A 17,727-nucleotide genomic window follows, 5' to 3' on the forward strand; every position below is an offset into this window, starting at 1 on the left:
CAGCCGTTAGCAGTAAGAATCTGTACCGAGGTGGTGGAATTGGTAGACACGCTACCTTGAGGTGGTAGTGCCCTAACGGGCTTGTGGGTTCGAGTCCCATCCTCGGTACCAAATCCCAGAGATAACTTGCTTTTTTGCGATTATCGGCGTAATATTTGCCACGTTTTCGGACGCGGGGTGGAGCAGCCTGGTAGCTCGTCGGGCTCATAACCCGAAGGTCGTCGGTTCAAATCCGGCCCCCGCAACCACTTTCCTTTAAGTGTCTATTTTCAAATACACTTTTCGATTGAAATCCGCTTTTCTCGAACAACATTTGAAAATGACACTTGTTAGAAAGTTGCACCGAAGCCGCTTTGCGGCAAACAGGGTCCAGTTGCATAAAGCCCCGAATTTTCGGGGTTTTTTGTTATTTGGCAACAGAATCACTGGGCTATTAAGCCCTTTTTTTATGTCTTGGGGGTGGGCTTGTCCACATTAGAGCAAAAGTTAACAGAGATGATTTCCGCACCGGTAGAGGCGTTGGGCTTTGAGCTCGTAGGTATCGAATTTATTCGGGCGCGCCAATCGACGCTACGCATCTATATTGACAGTGAGAACGGAATCAATGTTGATGATTGCGCTGATGTCAGCCACCAGGTCAGCGCTGTATTGGACGTCGAAGATCCGATCACGGTCGCTTACAACTTGGAAGTCTCCTCTCCTGGCCTTGAACGTCCTATGTTCACCGCAGAACACTATCAGCGTTTTATCGGTGAAGAAGTCAGCGTTGTTCTGCGTATGGCGATACAAAACCGCCGCAAATGGCAGGGCATCATCAAATCCGTCGAAGGCGAGATGATCACGGTTACTGTGGAAGGGAAAGATGAAGTGTTCGCGCTGAGCAACATTCAGAAAGCGAACCTGGTACCCCACTTTTAAAGTTTGGATGAGGCAACTAGGATGAACAAAGAGATTCTGGCTGTTGTTGAAGCTGTTTCCAATGAAAAATCCCTTCCGCGTGAGAAGATTTTTGAAGCGCTGGAAACCGCATTAGCCACCGCAACCAAGAAAAAGTATGAGCAGGAAATCGACGTGCGTGTCAGCATTGACCGTAAAACCGGCGATTTCGATACCTTCCGCCGTTGGGTCGCCGTTGATGAAGTGACTCAGCCAACGCGTGAAATCACGCTGGAAGCTGCGCAGTATGAAGATCCATCCATGGAACTGGGTGGTTATATCGAAGATCAGATCGAATCCGTCACCTTTGACCGTATCACTACCCAGACCGCGAAGCAGGTTATCGTACAGAAAGTACGTGAAGCTGAACGTGCGATGGTGGTTGACGCCTTCCGCCAACACGAAGGTGAGATCGTCACCGGCGTGGTGAAAAAAGTTAACCGTGACAGCATTGCGCTGGATCTGGGCAGCAACGCGGAGGCCGTCATTGGCCGTGAAGACATGCTGCCGCGCGAAAACTTCCGCCCAGGCGACCGTATCCGCGGTGTGCTGTACGCCGTGCGTCCAGAAGCGCGTGGTGCGCAACTGTTCGTCAGCCGTTCCAGCCCGGATATGCTGAAAGAGCTGTTCCGCATCGAAGTGCCGGAAATCGGTGAAGAAGTGATCGAGATTAAAGCGGCAGCCCGCGATCCTGGCTCCCGTGCAAAAATTGCCGTGAAAACCAACGACAAGCGTATCGACCCGGTCGGTGCTTGTGTCGGTATGCGCGGTGCCCGCGTCCAGGCCGTTTCGAGCGAGCTTGGCGGGGAACGTATTGATATCATCCTCTGGGATGATAACCCTGCACAGTTCGTCATTAACGCCATGGCCCCGGCAGATGTTGCCTCGATCGTGGTGGATGAAGACCGGTGCACGATGGATATCGCCGTTGAAGCCAGCAATCTGGCACAGGCGATCGGCCGTAATGGCCAAAACGTGCGTTTAGCCTCCCAGTTGTTGAAACAGCATCGTGATGATGATCGCTGGGAACTGAACGTGATGACGGCGGACGATCTGCAGGCCAAGCATCAGGCCGAGGCTCATGCCGCCATTGATACCTTCACCAAGTATCTTGCTATCGACGAAGATTTCGCCACCGTTTTGGTCGAAGAGGGCTTCTCAACGTTAGAAGAGCTGGCCTACGTACCGATCAAAGAGCTGCTGGAAATCGACGGCCTAGATGAAGATACCGTTGAAGCGTTGCGCGATCGCGCCAAAGCTGCATTGACCACGCTGGCTCTGGCTCAGGAAGAAAGCCTGGGCGACCAAAAACCTGCTGATGATTTACTCAACCTTTCAGGGCTTGAGCGCAGCATGGCCTTTAAACTGGCCGCGCGTGGGGTTTGTACGCTGGAAGATCTTGCCGAGCAGGGTGTTGACGATCTGGCTGATATTGAAGGGCTTAGCGATGAGCAGGCCGGCGAGCTGATTATGGCCGCCCGTAATATCTGTTGGTTTGGCGACAACGCGTAATAAACTGTAGCAGGAAGGAACAGCATGACGACAGATGTAACCGTAAAATCGCTGGCAGCAGAGATTCAGACTCCAGTTGATCGCCTGGTACAGCAGTTTGCTGATGCTGGGATCAACAAGTCAGAGACTGACTCTGTAACCCAGCATGAGAAAGAAACCTTGCTGGCGCACTTGAACCGTGAACACGGTAGTGCACCAGGTAAACTCACGTTGCAGCGCAAAACGCGCAGCACCTTGAATATTCCGAGCACCGGCGGTAAAAGTAAATCGGTGCAAATTGAGGTCCGCAAGAAACGCACTTATGTAAATCGCGATACGCAAGAAGCTCAACAGGCTGAAGCGGCAGAGCAGGCACAGCGTGAAGCGGAAGAGCAGGCAGTGCGCGAAGCAGAAGAGTTAGCGAAACGTGAAGCTGAAGCGAAGCGTACAGCCGAAGAGCAAGCCAAACGTGAGGCCGCGGAGATTGCTAAGCGTAATTCAGCGGAAAAAGAAAAAGTGACCAATCAACGTACCGACGAAATGACCAAGCCAGCTCAGGCAGAAAAAGCACGCCGTGAAGCCGAAGCCGCTGAACTGAAACGTAAAGCGGAAGAAGAAGTGCGCCGTAAGGTTGAGGAAGACGCCAAACGCGTAGCGGAAGAAGCGCGCCGTATGGCCGAAGAGAACGGTGAGAAGTGGGCCGAAGCTGAAGCAGCAAGCGCTGCGGTTGAAACAGCCGATTACCACGTGACCACCTCTCAGCACGCTCGTGCAGCCGAAGACGAAAACGACGCCAAAGTTGAAGGCGAGCGCCGCAGCCGTACTCGCGGTGGCAAAGCGACCAAGCAGAAAAAAGGCAACAAGCTCTCCGAGTCTAAAGCAGACCGCGAAGAAGCTCGCGCCGTAACCCGCGGTGGTAAAGGCAAGCGTAAGCCAAGCACCCTGCAGCAGGGCTTTAACAAGCCAGCTCAGGTGGTGAACCGTGACGTTATCATCGGCGAAACCCTTACCGTTGCCGAACTGGCTAATAAGATGGCGGTAAAAGGCTCTCAGGTCATCAAAGCGATGATGAAGCTGGGCGCAATGGCGACCATCAACCAGGTCCTCGACCAGGAAACCGCACAGCTGGTTGCCGAAGAGATGGGCCACAAAGTTATCCTGCGTCGTGAGAACGAGCTGGAAGAAGCGCTGATGAGCGACCGTGACACTGGTGCAGCAGCCGAGTCTCGTGCTCCGGTTGTAACCATCATGGGCCACGTTGACCACGGTAAAACCTCCCTGCTTGACTACATCCGCTCCACCAAGGTGGCAGTGGGCGAAGCTGGCGGTATTACCCAGCACATCGGTGCTTACCACGTAGAAACCGAAAACGGTATGATCACCTTCCTGGATACCCCAGGCCACGCAGCCTTTACTTCTATGCGTGCCCGTGGTGCCAAGGCGACCGATATCGTGGTTCTGGTGGTTGCAGCCGACGACGGCGTGATGCCACAAACCATCGAAGCTATTCAGCATGCTCAGGCAGCGAAAGTGCCATTGGTGGTTGCGGTTAACAAAATCGACAAACCAGAAGCCGATCCGGATCGCGTTAAGCAAGAGCTGTCTCAGTACGGCGTTATGCCAGAAGAGTGGGGCGGTGAAGCACAGTTCGTTCACGTATCGGCAAAAGCCGGTACCGGTATCGATGAACTGCTGAACGCTATTCTGCTGCAAGCGGAAGTTCTCGAACTGAAAGCGGTTCGCAGCGGTATGGCGAGCGGTGTGGTGATCGAGTCCTTCCTGGATAAAGGCCGTGGCCCAGTGGCGACCGTGCTGGTTCAGGAAGGTACGCTGAACAAAGGCGATATCGTGCTGTGTGGCTTCGAATATGGCCGTGTGCGTGCGATGCGTGACGAATTGGGCCGCGAAGTGACTTCTGCGGGTCCTTCTATCCCGGTTGAGATCCTGGGTCTGTCCAGCGTTCCTGCCGCAGGTGATGAAGCGACCGTAGTCCGTGACGAGAAGAAAGCGCGTGAAGTGGCGCTGTACCGTCAAGGCAAGTTCCGTGAAGTCAAACTGGCGCGTCAGCAGAAATCTAAACTGGAAAACATGTTTGCCAACATGACCGAAGGTGAAGTTTCTGAACTGAACATCGTGCTGAAAACTGACGTACAGGGTACTTGTGAAGCGATTTCTGATTCGCTGCAGAAACTCTCTACCGACGAAGTGAAGGTGAAGATTGTTGGCTCTGGCGTAGGTGGGATCACCGAAACCGACGCAACTCTGGCCGCTGCTTCCAATGCCATCATCCTGGGCTTCAACGTTCGTGCCGACGCCTCTGCGCGCCGCGTGATCGAAGCAGAAAGCCTGGATCTGCGTTACTACTCCGTGATCTATAATCTGATCGACGAAGTGAAGCAGGCGATGAGCGGTATGCTGGCGCCTGAGTACAAACAGCAGATTATCGGTCTGGCTGAAGTGCGTGACGTGTTCAAATCACCTAAGTTCGGCGCTGTTGCAGGCTGCATGGTTACCGAAGGCACGATTAAACGTCACAACCCAATCCGCGTTCTGCGTGACAACGTGGTTATCTACGAAGGCGAGCTGGAATCCCTGCGCCGCTTTAAAGATGACGTCAACGAAGTCCGTAACGGCATGGAATGTGGTATCGGCGTTAAGAACTACAACGACGTGCGCGTTGGCGACATGATCGAAGTGTTTGAAATTATCGAGATCCAGCGCACCATCGCTTAAGCTTCATATGATGCTTAAATTTGTTCTGGGGGGCCTCATGGCCCCCCGATTTGTCTGGAGGATACTCAAATGGCAAAAGAATTCAGCCGCGGTCAACGCGTGGCACAAGAGATGCAAAAAGAGATCGCGATCATTTTGCAGCGTGAAGTCAAAGATCCGCGTATCGGTATGGCAACCGTTTCAGGGGTAGAAGTTTCTCGCGATCTGGCGTACGCCAAAGTGTATGTCACCTTCCTGAACGTATTGACCGAAAATCACGATCCGAATCTGGTGACCAACGGCATTAAAGCGTTGGAAGACGCCTCCGGTTATATCCGCACGTTGCTGGGCAAAGCCATGCGCCTGCGTGTGGTGCCTGAACTGACTTTCGCTTACGACAACTCACTGGTTGAAGGTATGCGTATGTCTAACCTGGTGACCAACGTGGTGAAAAGTGATGCTGAACGCCGTTCTGCATCAGGCGATGACGAGGAGGCTTAATGAGTCGCCCGCGCCGCCGTGGCCGTGATATCCACGGCGTACTGTTGCTGGATAAACCGCAGGGCCTGTCGTCCAACGACGCCCTGCAAAAAGTGAAACGTCTTTACAACGCCAATCGGGCGGGCCATACCGGCGCGCTCGATCCGCTGGCAACCGGCATGCTGCCGATTTGCCTGGGTGAGGCGACCAAGTTCTCACAATATCTGCTCGATTCTGACAAGCGTTACCGCGTTATTGCCCGCCTGGGCCAGCGTACCGATACGTCGGATGCGGATGGCCAGGTGGTGCAGGAGCGGCCGGTTAACTTCACGCAAGCTCAGCTAGATGCTGCACTGGATACCTTCCGTGGCAATATTCAGCAGGTGCCATCGATGTATTCGGCGCTGAAATATCAGGGCAAAAAGCTGTATGAATATGCGCGCCAGGGTATCGAAGTGCCACGTGAAGCGCGCAGCATCACCGTCTACGAACTGCAATTTATCCGCTGGGAAGGGGATGAGCTGGAGCTGGAAATCCACTGTTCGAAAGGTACCTACATTCGCACCATCACCGACGATCTCGGTGAGTTGCTGGGTTGTGGTGCGCATGTGATTTATCTGCGTCGCTTGCAGGTGGCGAAGTATCCGATCGCTCGAATGGTCACATTGGAACAGCTGCATGCCTTGGTGGCACAGGCCGAGGAGCAGGGGATCGCTTCAAGCGAACTGCTCGATCCGCTGTTGATGCCGATGGATAGCCCGGCGGAAGACTTCCCTGAAGTGAATCTGCTACCAGCGGTGGCCGGTTACGTCAAACAGGGGCAGCCGGTACAGGTTGCGGGCGCGCCAGCCTCAGGATTGGTACGCATCACGGAAGGTGCAGAGCGTAAATTTATTGGTATTGGCGAAATTGCTGACGATGGGCGAGTCGCGCCGCGGCGCCTGGTGGTTGAGTATTTCGACTGATCGCCTTGCCCTGCGTACCTCCCCGATCGCTTGAAGGATGGCGGGGATAAGAGTAGAATGGCGCAGCTTATGCATTGGGTTGCTGAATTAGAGATCGGCGCCCGTATTTATTATCTATAATCTGGAGTATGACAATGTCTCTAAGTGTTGAAGCTAAAGCTAAAATCGTAGCTGATTTTGGTCGTGGTACTAACGACAGCGGTTCTAGCGAAGTTCAGGTTGCCCTGCTGACTGCGCAAATCAACCATCTGCAAGGCCACTTCTCAGAGCACAAAAAAGATCACCACAGCCGTCGTGGTCTGCTGCGTATGGTTTCTCAGCGTCGTAAGCTGCTGGACTACCTGAAGCGTAAAGATGTAGCACGTTATACCAGCCTGATCGAGCGTCTGGGTCTGCGTCGCTAATCGAGCAAGTTTCAGTGGAAAGGGGCCTAATTTGGCCCCTTTCTTCTAGGAAGCATAGGTAAATCAGGTTAATGTATTACTAGGACCTTCCGTTACAGAGGTTCGCGCGGCTAATGAGAGGCTTTATCTCAGGCTGAGATAAGGGTTGTCATTAGTCGCGAGGATGTAATGTGAAGGCAAGTTGAGTCACTGGCGTGTCGAGTCGTCATTACGATTGCGCGCCGTCAATTAAGGATTAAATTTTGCTGACACCGATCATTCGCAAATTCCAGTATGGCCAACATACCGTCACTATTGAGACTGGTATGATGGCACGTCAGGCCACTGCCGCCGTTATGGTGAGCATGGATGACACAGCCGTATTCGTAACTGTTGTAGGCCAGAAAAAAGCCAAACCCGGCCAGAGCTTCTTCCCGCTGACCGTTAACTATCAGGAGCGTACTTACGCTGCTGGCCGTATCCCAGGCAGCTTCTTCCGCCGTGAAGGCCGTCCGAGCGAAGGCGAAACCCTGACCTCCCGTCTGATTGACCGCCCAATTCGCCCACTGTTCCCAGACAGCTTCCTGAACGAAGTGCAAGTTATCGCCACCGTGGTGTCCGTTAACCCACAGGTTAACCCAGATATCGTTGCGATGATCGGCGCTTCCGCTGCCCTGAGCCTGTCCGGTATTCCGTTCAATGGCCCAATCGGCTCAGCGCGCGTGGGTTACATCAACGATCAGTATGTGCTGAACCCAACCACTGACGAACTGAAAGCAAGCCGTCTGGATCTGGTGGTTGCCGGTACTGCCGGTGCCGTGCTGATGGTGGAATCCGAAGCTGACGTGCTGAGCGAAGATCAGATGCTGGGTGCAGTGGTGTTCGGTCATGACCAGCAGCAAGTGGTTATCGAAAACATCAACGCTCTGGTTGCTGAAGCTGGCAAACCGAAGTGGGATTGGCAGGCGCCTGCGGTCAACGAAGCGCTGCATGCGCGCGTGGCTGAACTGGCAGAAAGCCGTCTGGGTGATGCTTACCACATCACCGAGAAACAAGAGCGTTATGCTCAGGTTGACGCGATCAAAGACAGCGTAGTGGAAACTCTGCTGGCACAAGACGAAACGCTGGATGCCTCAGAGATTCAAGACATCCTGGGTAACGTTGAGAAAAACGTCGTACGTAGCCGTGTGCTGCGTGGCGAGCCGCGTATCGATGGCCGTGAAAAAGACATGATCCGTGGTCTGGACGTGCGCACCGGCGTGCTGCCGCGTACTCACGGTTCAGCCCTGTTCACCCGTGGTGAAACTCAGGCGCTGGTTACCGCCACTCTGGGTACTGCGCGTGACGCACAGAATATCGATGAACTGATGGGCGAGAAGACCGACAACTTCCTGTTCCACTACAACTTCCCTCCGTACTCCGTTGGTGAAACCGGTATGGTGGGTTCACCTAAGCGTCGCGAAATCGGTCACGGCCGCCTGGCTAAACGCGGTGTCTTGGCGATGATGCCTAAACCAGAAGATTTCCCGTACACCGTGCGTGTGGTGTCTGAAATCACTGAATCCAATGGTTCTTCTTCCATGGCTTCGGTTTGTGGTGCTTCTCTGGCGCTGATGGATGCCGGTGTGCCAATCAAGGCTGCGGTTGCGGGTATCGCGATGGGCCTGGTGAAAGAGCAAGACAACTTTGTGGTGCTGTCTGACATTCTGGGTGACGAAGATCACCTAGGCGACATGGACTTCAAAGTGGCCGGTAGCCGTGAAGGTATCACCGCGCTGCAGATGGATATCAAAATTGAAGGTATCACCCGCGAAATCATGCAGGTGGCTCTGAACCAGGCCAAGGGTGCGCGTCTGCACATTCTGGGCGTGATGGAACAGGCAATCAGCACGCCGCGTGGCGATATCTCTGAGTTTGCACCGCGTATCCATACCATCCGTATCAATCCAGACAAGATCAAAGATGTCATTGGTAAAGGCGGTTCTGTCATTCGTGCGTTGACCGAAGAGACCGGCACGACCATTGAAATTGAAGATGATGGTACAGTGAAAATTGCTGCTACCGACAACGAAAAAGCGAAATTTGCTATTCGTCGCATCGAAGAGATCACCGCTGAGATCGAAGTTGGCCGTGTGTATCAGGGTAAAGTGACCCGTATCGTTGATTTCGGTGCCTTTGTGGCCATCGGCGGCGGTAAAGAAGGTCTGGTACATATCTCTCAAATCGCTGACAAGCGCGTTGAGAAAGTGACCGACTATCTGCAGATGGGCCAGGAAGTGCCGGTTAAGGTACTGGAAGTTGATCGCCAGGGCCGTGTGCGCCTGAGCATCAAAGAAGCGACAGCGCCAGAAACCGCTGCCGCACCGGTTCCTGAAGCAGAGTAACTGTATCATAAGTTTTACAGCTCCCCACCTTGGGGTTGGGAGCTGTTCTTATCACGTGGGTAGGATATCCGCGTATTAGCAAGCGGAGGACAGGACGTTCATCCAATGTTTGTCTTCGGGAGTGGGAAATGAAGCCTTTCTTGCGCTGGTGTTATGTTGCGACAGCACTCATGCTGGCAGGATGCAGCAACCATGATTGGCGTAAAGACGAAGTTCTGGCTATCCCGTTGCAGCCAACACTGCAGCAGGAAGTGATCCTGGCGCGCATGGAACAAATACTTGCCAGCCGGGCACTGACGGACGATGAGCGTGCGCAGCTTTTATATGAGCGCGGTGTGCTGTATGATAGCCTCGGGCTACGTGCACTGGCGCGCAATGATTTCTCGCAAGCGTTAGCGATACGTCCTGATATGCCGGAAGTTTTCAACTACCTGGGCATTTACTTTACGCAGGCAGGCAATTTTGATGCTGCCTATGAAGCGTTTGATTCTGTACTAGAGCTTGATCCAACTTACAATTACGCGCGTTTAAATCGGGGCATCGCACTGTATTATGGTGGTCGCTTCCCGTTAGCGCAGGATGATCTGCAGGCGTTTTATCAAGACGATCCAAATGATCCCTTCCGTTCGTTGTGGCTTTATCTGGTGGAAAGAGAAATCGATCCCAAGACAGCTACCGTAGCGCTCCAGCAGCGTTATGACAAAGCGAACCGAGGGCAATGGGGATGGAATATTGTCGAATTCTACCTGGGCACAATCAGCGAAAAAACGCTGATGGAACGGCTCAAGGCAGATGCAACGGATAACACTTCGCTCGCTGAGCATCTCAGTGAAACTGACTTCTATTTAGGTAAGCATTACCTAAGTCTGGGGGACAAGGACACCGCTTCGGCGCTGTTCAAACTGACGGTAGCTAACAACGTTCATAACTTTGTTGAGCACCGCTATGCATTGTTGGAATTGGCGATGTTAAGCCAAGAACAAGACGACCTATCGGAATCGGACCAGCAATAGCTGACGGACACTTATCAGCCTGAATTACATTGGTTTTTTAACCAGAGTAATCGCCTTAACGGGCGAGGGCTTTTTTGTCTGTTTTACAATCTAATTTGAGCCGGTTCACACTTTTCAATGAAAATGACTGAAAATTTTCTCGACGAGTTATGTAGACTGGCTGCCATTATTAATGAGGCACGTGTACATGACTACTGAGTTTGAAACCTCTTTTGCTGACCTGGGGCTGTCTGCTCCAATCATCGCCGCCCTGACCGATCTGGGCTACGAAAAACCATCACCGATCCAGGCTGAGTGTATTCCTCACCTGTTGAACGGTCGCGACGTGCTGGGCATGGCGCAGACCGGGAGCGGTAAAACGGCAGCGTTCTCGTTGCCACTGCTGCACAACCTTGATGCAGCCCTGAAAGCACCACAAATCCTGGTGCTGGCACCGACCCGCGAACTGGCGGTTCAGGTTGCTGAAGCAATGACCGATTTCTCCAAGCACATGCATGGCGTGAATGTGGTGGCACTGTACGGTGGCCAGCGTTATGACGTGCAACTGCGCGCTCTGCGCCAGGGCCCACAGATCGTGGTAGGGACTCCGGGCCGTCTGCTGGATCACCTGAAGCGCGGCACCCTGAACCTCTCCAGCCTGAAAGGCCTGGTGTTGGACGAAGCCGACGAAATGCTGCGCATGGGCTTTATCGAAGACGTAGAAACCATCATGGCGGAGATCCCGGCTGAACATCAGACTGCGCTGTTCTCTGCCACCATGCCGGAAGCGATCCGTCGTATTACCCGTCGCTTCATGAAAGATCCACAGGAAGTGCGCATTCAGTCAAGTGTGACTACCCGTCCGGACATCAGCCAGAGCTACTGGACTGTGCAGGGCATGCGTAAAAACGAAGCGCTGGTGCGTTTCCTGGAATCAGAAGATTTTGACGCTGCGATCATCTTCGTGCGTACTAAAAACGCGACTCTGGAAGTGGCCGAAGCGCTGGAGCGTAGCGGTTATAACAGTGCTGCACTGAACGGTGACATGAATCAGGCTCTGCGTGAGCAGACTCTGGAACGCCTGAAAGATGGCCGCCTGGATATCCTGATCGCCACCGACGTGGCAGCCCGTGGTTTGGACGTTGAGCGTATCAGCCTGGTCGTAAACTATGATATCCCTATGGATTCAGAGTCTTACGTTCACCGTATCGGCCGTACTGGCCGTGCTGGCCGTGCTGGCCGCGCGCTGCTGTTCGTGGAAAACCGCGAACGCCGCCTGCTGCGTAACATTGAACGCATCATGAAGCTGACCATTCCAGAAGTTGAGCTGCCAAACGCAGACCTGCTGGGTGAGCGCCGTCTGGCCAAGTTTGCCGCTAAAGTGCAGCAGCAACTGGAAAGCAGCGATCTGGATATGTACCGCGCATTGCTGGCTAAACTGCAACCGGCAGAAGATCTGGATATGGAAACCTTGGCCGCAGCACTGCTGAAAATGGCCCAGGGCGAACGTCCTCTGATCCTGCCACCGGATCCGGTATTCAAGCCGCGTCAACGCCGTGAGTTTAACGACCGTGACGAGCGTGGCGGCGAGCGTCGTCGTGACGCACGTCCAGACGGTGCACGTCCAGAGAGCCGTGATGGTGCTGAACGTCCACGTCGCGAACGTCGTGACGTCGGTGAGATGCAGTTGTACCGCATTGAAGTGGGCCGGGATGATGGTGTAGAAGTTCGTCATATTGTTGGCGCTATCGCTAACGAAGGCGATATCAGCAGCCGTTACATCGGTAACATCAAGCTGTTTGCTTCCCACTCCACTATCGAGCTGCCGAAAGGCATGCCGGGCGAGATCCTGAATCACTTCACTCGCACCCGTATCCTGAACAAGCCGATGAATATGCAACTGCTGGGTGATGCACTGCCACATGAACGCCGTGAGCGTCCTGCTGGTGGTAACGGCGGTGAGCGTCGTGGTGGCGGTGCTGCTCGTCCATTCAATGGCGAGCGCCGTGAAGGGGCCGCTGCTGCTCCGCGTCGTTCTTTCGGTGAGCGTCGTGAAGGCGGTAACGCTGCCGGTGGCGAACGCCGTGGCGGTAAGCCAGCACCGCGCCGTGACGATGCGGCACCTGCTGCACCACGTCGCCGTTTCGGTGATGCATAATTGCTGATTTAACCGCTCGCGGTTAGTCACATCAGAAACCAGCCTGCGGGCTGGTTTTTTTATGCTTGAAATCGCAGTTTATACCGCTAAATGGCGTATGATTCGCAAGGTTTATTTTACGGATGTCATGCACAGGAGATGCCATGAGCTGGCAGCAATTCAAATCTCAGTACCTGGTACGCTTTTGGGCGCCTTTACCGGCAGTGATGGCTGCCGGGATCCTTTCTACCTATTATTTTGGCATGACGGGCACGTTTTGGGCGGTAACCGGTGAGTTCACCCGCTGGGGCGGCCATGTGCTGCAAGGGTTGGGGTTCCACCCCGAGCAGTGGGGCTATTTTAAAGTGATAGGCCTGCAAGATTCGCCACTCGAGCGTATCGATGGCCGGATGATTATCGGCATGTTTGCCGGTTGTATCGCCGCCGCGCTGTGGGCGAATAACGTCAAGCTGCGCATGCCACAACACCGTATCCGCATTGCACAGGCGCTCTTGGGCGGCATTATTGCCGGTTTTGGCGCACGCTTGGCGATGGGCTGTAACCTGGCAGCTTTCTTCACCGGGATCCCACAGTTTTCGTTGCACGCCTGGTTTTTTGCACTGGCGACGGCCGCAGGCTCTTACTTCGGCGCGAAATTTACCCTGCTGCCGATGTTCCGCATCCCGGTCAAGCTGCAAAAGGTCAGTGCTGCCGCACCGTTGACGCAGAAGCCGGAGCAAGCACGCCGCCGTTTCCGTTTGGGGATGGTGATTTTTTGCCTGACCGTGGCCTGGTCATTATGGACTCTGTTCGATGCACCGAAGCTTGGCATCGCCATGCTGTTTGGCATCGGCTTTGGCCTGCTGATTGAACGCGCACAGATCTGCTTCACCTCGGCGTTCCGCGATCTGTGGATCACCGGCCGCACCCATATGGCTAAAGCGATCATTCTTGGGATGGCGGTGAGTGCGATTGGCATCTTCAGCTATGTGCAACTGGGCGTCGCGCCAAAAATCATGTGGGCTGGCCCGAATGCGGTTATCGGCGGATTGCTGTTCGGCTTTGGGATTGTGCTGGCTGGCGGCTGTGAAACCGGTTGGATGTACCGTGCGGTAGAAGGGCAGATCCACTACTGGTGGGTGGGCTTGGGTAATATCATCGGTGCAACGCTGTTGGCGTATTACTGGGATGATTTGTCCCCTGCATTAGCCACTCATTACGACAAGATTAACCTGCTGGATACCTTCGGGCCGATCGGTGGGCTGCTAGTGACCTATCTGCTGCTGGCAATCGCCTTTGCCGCCATGTTGTGGTGGGAGAAACGTTTTTTCCGCGCAAAAGCTGATGCGCAGGTGGCTGACTTAAGGAGTGCGTCATGAAACAGGCAGAGATAGTGCCGGATTATCGCTTGGATATGGTGGGCGAACCTTGCCCTTATCCGGCAGTGGCCACGCTGGAGGCGATGCCGCAGCTTAAACCGGGTGAAATACTGGAAGTGATCAGCGACTGCCCGCAGTCGATCAACAACATCCCGCTGGATGCGCGTAATCACGGCTATAAAGTACTGGATATTCAGCAGGATGGCCCGACCATTCGCTACCTGATCCAACGCTGAGCCCCTCACCCCAACCCTCTCCCGCAGGGAGAGGGAGCTGATAGCCCTTGCTCGTTTGGCAGTAAAGAGATAATCCCAGCAAACTCGTTCGCTTTCTCCTCCAAGGTGAATCACTGTAATTTCAAACATACTCGATCGGTTCCCTTGTATGTTTGTAGTTGATGTAAAAAGATAGGTTGTACCGTGTTCTTACCCGGCGTGGCAGCACGTACCCCCTCTGGGACACCAAGCCCGTGGGAGAGCTTATTGCGCCACGTCGGTTTCATGATGAGCCCGAACAGCTGCCTGGACGACGATGCTGTCAGTCCGTATCACGCAAGGCTGGGAGACATGAGATGAAGCAAAAGACTTACGTCGGTATTGATATCGCCAAAGAGAAGTTCGACGTGTTTATCAACACAGACCATCGTATTGCTCAATTTGACAATACGTCCTCAGGGCATCAGGCGTTAATCACCTTGCTTGAGACCTATGAGGTGGAGCTGATCGCCATGGAGGCTACAGGTAAATATCATGGGCCACTTTGTGCAGCGCTCACGTTGAAGACATTGCCCGTAGCGGTCGTTAATCCCCGGCAGGTCAAGAATTTTGCCCGTGCGTTGGGAAAACGGGCAAAAACAGACACGATAGATGCTGCAGTGTTATGCCGCTCTGCCCAGGCGATAGAGCCGCCAGTGAGAGAACAAAACGATGTTCAAACTCAACGTCTGGCGGGAATGGTAACGCGACGGCGTCAATTGGTAGAGATCCGCACAGCGGAGCTTAACAGGCTTGAGGGTGCGTTATACGAGGCCAGCCAATCGATACATGCCCATGTTAATTGGCTGAACCAGCAGATTAGCGATATTGACGATGATATACACCGACAACTGAAGGTGATGCCAGTCTGGCAGGAGAAAGCCAGGTTGCTCGAAGAGGTGAAAGGGCTAGGTAAAGTGACGGTGTCGACGTTACTGGCGTTGTTACCGGAGCTAGGTAAGCTGACACGGCGAGAAATCAGTGCCTTGGTTGGCGTGTGCCCGTACGCCCATGAAAGTGGGAAAATGAAAGGGCAGCGAACGATCTGGGGCGGTCGTTCGGCGGTGAGAGCGGCGCTTTACATGGCAACGTTGTCGGCAACGCGTAGCAATAAGACGATAAAAGAGTTCTATGAGAGGCTGGTTGCACGGGGTAAAGCGAAGAAAGTGGCGCTAACCGCATGCATCAGAAAGCTGTTAACGATATTAAACGCGATGCTGCGAGACAATAGGCAATGGGTGACAAATTAATCATCACCCATTGACTTTAAACACAGCAGCTCTCCCTGTGGGAGAGGGCTAGGGTGAGGGGCATCACCTATACGTAACCCCTATCTCTTCATTAAGTCGCCTTTCACCCCGGCAACAATCTCAAACGATCGCAAATGCGCCTGATGATCAAAAATCTGGCCGTTAACCATAATCTCGTCAGCATCGGTTTCACGCAGCAACGTTTGCAGCCCTTGGCGCACCGTATTTTCGCCGCCGACGATCGACATCCGTAGTGCCTGATCCACTCCATATTGTTCACCCGCAGTCCACAGGGCGTGGATATTGTCTACCGGCGGTGGCAGTGGTCCTGGCGAACCCCGACGCAGATTGATGAACTGTTGCTGCATGGAGGTAAACAGGAAGCGGGCATCGCGATCGCTGTCGGCCGCAATCACGTTCACACACACCATGGCATGCGGCTGTTGGCACTGCTCGGAAGGGGTAAAATTGTCACGATACAGGTTCAACGCCTGGAACAGCATTTCTGGCGCAAAGTGAGAGGCAAAGGCGAAGGGCAAGCCGAGCTTCGCTGCCAGTTGCGCGCTGTACAGGCTGGAACCCAGCAGCCAGATGGGCACATACAACCCCTGGCCCGGCACTGCCTGCACCGCTTGTTCTGGCTGCACTTCACCGAAGTAGCGTTGCAGTTCCTGCACGTCACGCGGGAAGTTGTCCACGTCACCGGAGAGATGGCGGCGTAGTGCCATCATGGTGCGCTGATCGGTACCCGGCGCACGGCCAAGCCCCAGATCGATACGCCCTGGATAGAGCGACTCCAGCGTACCGAACTGCTCGGCAATCACCAGCGGCGCATGGTTTGGCAGCATCACGCCACCTGAACCGAGGCGAATACGTTGGGTGCCCGCCGCTAGGTAGCCCAGCAGCACCGACGTTGCCGCACTGCCAATGCCGGTCATATTGTGGTGTTCCGCCAGCCAGTAACGCTGGTATCCCCATTTTTCGGCATGTTGCGCCAAATCCAATGAGGAATGGAACGCATCCCGCGCTTTGGCTCCCAGAGGGATTGGGGATAAATCCAGTACCGAAAGCGGCACCTGTGTGTTTTCAGTCATTTCATCGTCCATTGTGCTTAAAGCCGTTTCCTGCCATTACGGGGCACGGCCTATAGGTTTATCGCTTAAAGGGCGAGTGCAGGGATCTGCAAGCTGTGAAAGCATAATCCAATTTACGATGAGAAAAGAGGATATCCGTGCTTGAACCTCTCTAAATGGCCTCAAAGTTTTTGGGTATATATCAGGGCCTAGGTGAGTTAATCATTACTAAGGTGTATGAATCAAGGAAAAGCATCATAAAAATTAATTAATATTCTGTTTTATTTATCCAGAACAATCGACAGTCTTTACTCGCAGCGCTATTAATCAACGAGAGTAGAGAATTAAGAAAGGAGTTCATGTAAAAACACCCAAATGGCTAGGGGTATGAGAAATAATTAGTGATTTTGATGTTAGTCAATCAGATTTGAGCCTAAAAATAGCGAAATAGCTATCCAAATAAATGACAAAAAAAGAATTTCATGCTTATGTATTAATTTATCTGTATGAATAGAATTTTAACCTAAAAATATAAATTATATAGTCATATAATCTATCTTTTGGTGTGTTATTTAATTAATAAAGTTTTTAATTCTCTTTTAAGCGTGATTTTTTTTGCCTTTATGAATTGACATTATAATCCTAGTCCATAATATAGACCGGGCCGATAATATATGTATGTGCTGAATTTTTAATCGATAAATAGAATATCTAGGTGGTTACAGCAGTGATGCTACGGAGTGATAATGGATACCACAAGCCAAAAAAGAGATGCAGAGAAATCAATTATAAGAGTTGATGCAAAAAAATTGCAGCTTTTTGGCTATGTTGTTAATGATGAATTCCAAGTCGATATAAAGTCAGGCTCAGTAATAAAACTATATAATACTATAGAATATAGTAGTTATCTTGACTATCGCTTTAGTAATTATTTTAAGTTGCGTGAGACGATGATGAGATTGTTACTTTATTTGTTGGCGAATGCAAGTTTTGGCTATGTCTCTAATCAAGAGATTTTGGTCAATGTTTGGGAGAATTATAATTTGTCTTCCTCCTCCACCAGACTAACGCAAGTAATTACTGAACTTAAGGCGCGGTTGGCAACAATAGGTATAGATGACAGTTTTATTAAAGCCTCTCGCGGAAAGGGATATACGTTGCAAGGAGCATTGATTGTACCTTTATATAGCTTTTTAGGTACAACTAATAGGGAGACAGGATTTCACTATAAAGTGAAATAATGGCTCTGAACCTAAGGTTTACCCCAAAGATTCAGAGTATTTAAGGACAA

The 17,727-nt window shown here is 52.7% G+C and carries 15 protein-coding genes and 2 tRNA genes; 16 read left to right on the plus strand and 1 reads right to left on the minus strand.

Annotated features, from left to right (window positions below):
• Positions 1-24: 24 nt before the first annotated feature.
• The 15 genes from ACX1CU_RS02215 to ACX1CU_RS02285 all read left to right on the plus strand — a co-directional run bounded on the left by ACX1CU_RS02215 (position 25) and on the right by ACX1CU_RS02285 (position 15,363).
• Positions 25-111 (plus strand) — tRNA-Leu (locus ACX1CU_RS02215).
• A gap of 60 nt (positions 112-171) precedes the next feature.
• A tRNA-Met gene (locus ACX1CU_RS02220) sits at positions 172-248 on the plus strand.
• 217 nt (positions 249-465) lie between these two features.
• A complete protein-coding gene (rimP, locus tag ACX1CU_RS02225) occupies positions 466-918 on the plus strand; it encodes a ribosome maturation factor RimP (protein ID WP_459401026.1) in 453 nt (150 codons plus the stop codon).
• 21 nt (positions 919-939) lie between these two features.
• The gene (gene nusA, locus ACX1CU_RS02230; RefSeq protein ID WP_459401027.1) at positions 940-2,448 is read left to right on the plus strand and encodes a transcription termination factor NusA; all 1,509 of its coding nucleotides are present in this window, start codon (positions 940-942) and stop codon (positions 2,446-2,448) included.
• A gap of 24 nt (positions 2,449-2,472) precedes the next feature.
• Complete coding sequence (infB, locus tag ACX1CU_RS02235) at positions 2,473-5,160, plus strand: translation initiation factor IF-2 (RefSeq protein ID WP_459401028.1); 2,688 nt, start codon at positions 2,473-2,475, stop codon at positions 5,158-5,160.
• 69 nt (positions 5,161-5,229) lie between these two features.
• Entirely contained in the window at positions 5,230-5,640 is a 411-nt protein-coding gene (gene rbfA / locus ACX1CU_RS02240) for a 30S ribosome-binding factor RbfA (RefSeq protein WP_459401029.1), read from the plus strand.
• Positions 5,640-6,584, plus strand: coding sequence for a tRNA pseudouridine(55) synthase TruB (gene truB / locus ACX1CU_RS02245; RefSeq protein WP_459401030.1), 945 nt, complete (start codon positions 5,640-5,642; stop codon positions 6,582-6,584). The genes rbfA and truB overlap by 1 nt, the downstream gene beginning before the upstream one ends.
• A gap of 134 nt (positions 6,585-6,718) precedes the next feature.
• Positions 6,719-6,988 carry a 30S ribosomal protein S15 gene (gene rpsO / locus ACX1CU_RS02250; RefSeq protein ID WP_012004950.1) on the plus strand — a complete coding sequence of 90 codons (270 nt, stop codon included), beginning with the start codon at positions 6,719-6,721 and terminating at the stop codon, positions 6,986-6,988.
• A 242-nt stretch (positions 6,989-7,230) separates the two neighbouring features.
• The gene (gene pnp, locus ACX1CU_RS02255) at positions 7,231-9,351 is read left to right on the plus strand and encodes a polyribonucleotide nucleotidyltransferase (RefSeq protein ID WP_459401031.1); all 2,121 of its coding nucleotides are present in this window, start codon (positions 7,231-7,233) and stop codon (positions 9,349-9,351) included.
• 128 nt (positions 9,352-9,479) lie between these two features.
• Positions 9,480-10,364 carry a lipoprotein NlpI gene (gene nlpI / locus ACX1CU_RS02260; RefSeq protein WP_459401032.1) on the plus strand — a complete coding sequence of 295 codons (885 nt, stop codon included), beginning with the start codon at positions 9,480-9,482 and terminating at the stop codon, positions 10,362-10,364.
• A gap of 123 nt (positions 10,365-10,487) precedes the next feature.
• Positions 10,488-10,562 (plus strand): protein YrbN, encoded by a 75-nt coding sequence (gene yrbN / locus ACX1CU_RS02265; RefSeq protein ID WP_223499600.1) that lies wholly within the window; start codon positions 10,488-10,490, stop codon positions 10,560-10,562.
• On the plus strand, positions 10,552-12,501 hold the full coding sequence (locus tag ACX1CU_RS02270; RefSeq protein ID WP_459401033.1) for a DEAD/DEAH family ATP-dependent RNA helicase: 1,950 nt from the start codon (positions 10,552-10,554) through the stop codon (positions 12,499-12,501). The genes yrbN and ACX1CU_RS02270 overlap by 11 nt, the downstream gene beginning before the upstream one ends.
• Positions 12,502-12,644: 143 nt before the next feature.
• Positions 12,645-13,859, plus strand: coding sequence for a selenium metabolism membrane protein YedE/FdhT (gene yedE / locus ACX1CU_RS02275; RefSeq protein ID WP_459401034.1), 1,215 nt, complete (start codon positions 12,645-12,647; stop codon positions 13,857-13,859).
• A complete protein-coding gene (gene yedF / locus ACX1CU_RS02280; RefSeq protein ID WP_025122890.1) occupies positions 13,856-14,095 on the plus strand; it encodes a sulfurtransferase-like selenium metabolism protein YedF in 240 nt (79 codons plus the stop codon). Before yedE ends, yedF begins: the two co-directional genes overlap by 4 nt.
• Before the next feature lie 335 nt (positions 14,096-14,430).
• Positions 14,431-15,363: an IS110 family RNA-guided transposase gene (locus ACX1CU_RS02285; RefSeq protein ID WP_459401035.1), complete on the plus strand. Its 933-nt coding sequence runs from the start codon at positions 14,431-14,433 to the stop codon at positions 15,361-15,363.
• An 80-nt stretch (positions 15,364-15,443) separates the two neighbouring features.
• Here ACX1CU_RS02285 and ACX1CU_RS02290 read toward each other — a convergent pair whose 3' ends face one another.
• Complete coding sequence (locus tag ACX1CU_RS02290) at positions 15,444-16,469, minus strand: luciferase-like monooxygenase (RefSeq protein WP_459401036.1); 1,026 nt, start codon at positions 16,467-16,469, stop codon at positions 15,444-15,446.
• 713 nt (positions 16,470-17,182) lie between these two features.
• Here ACX1CU_RS02290 and ACX1CU_RS02295 point away from each other — a divergent pair.
• Positions 17,183-17,677 carry a winged helix-turn-helix domain-containing protein gene (locus tag ACX1CU_RS02295; protein ID WP_459401037.1) on the plus strand — a complete coding sequence of 165 codons (495 nt, stop codon included), beginning with the start codon at positions 17,183-17,185 and terminating at the stop codon, positions 17,675-17,677.
• The last annotated feature ends 50 nt before the right edge of the window (positions 17,678-17,727 follow it).

This window comes from Serratia sp. D1N4, assembly GCF_054552755.1.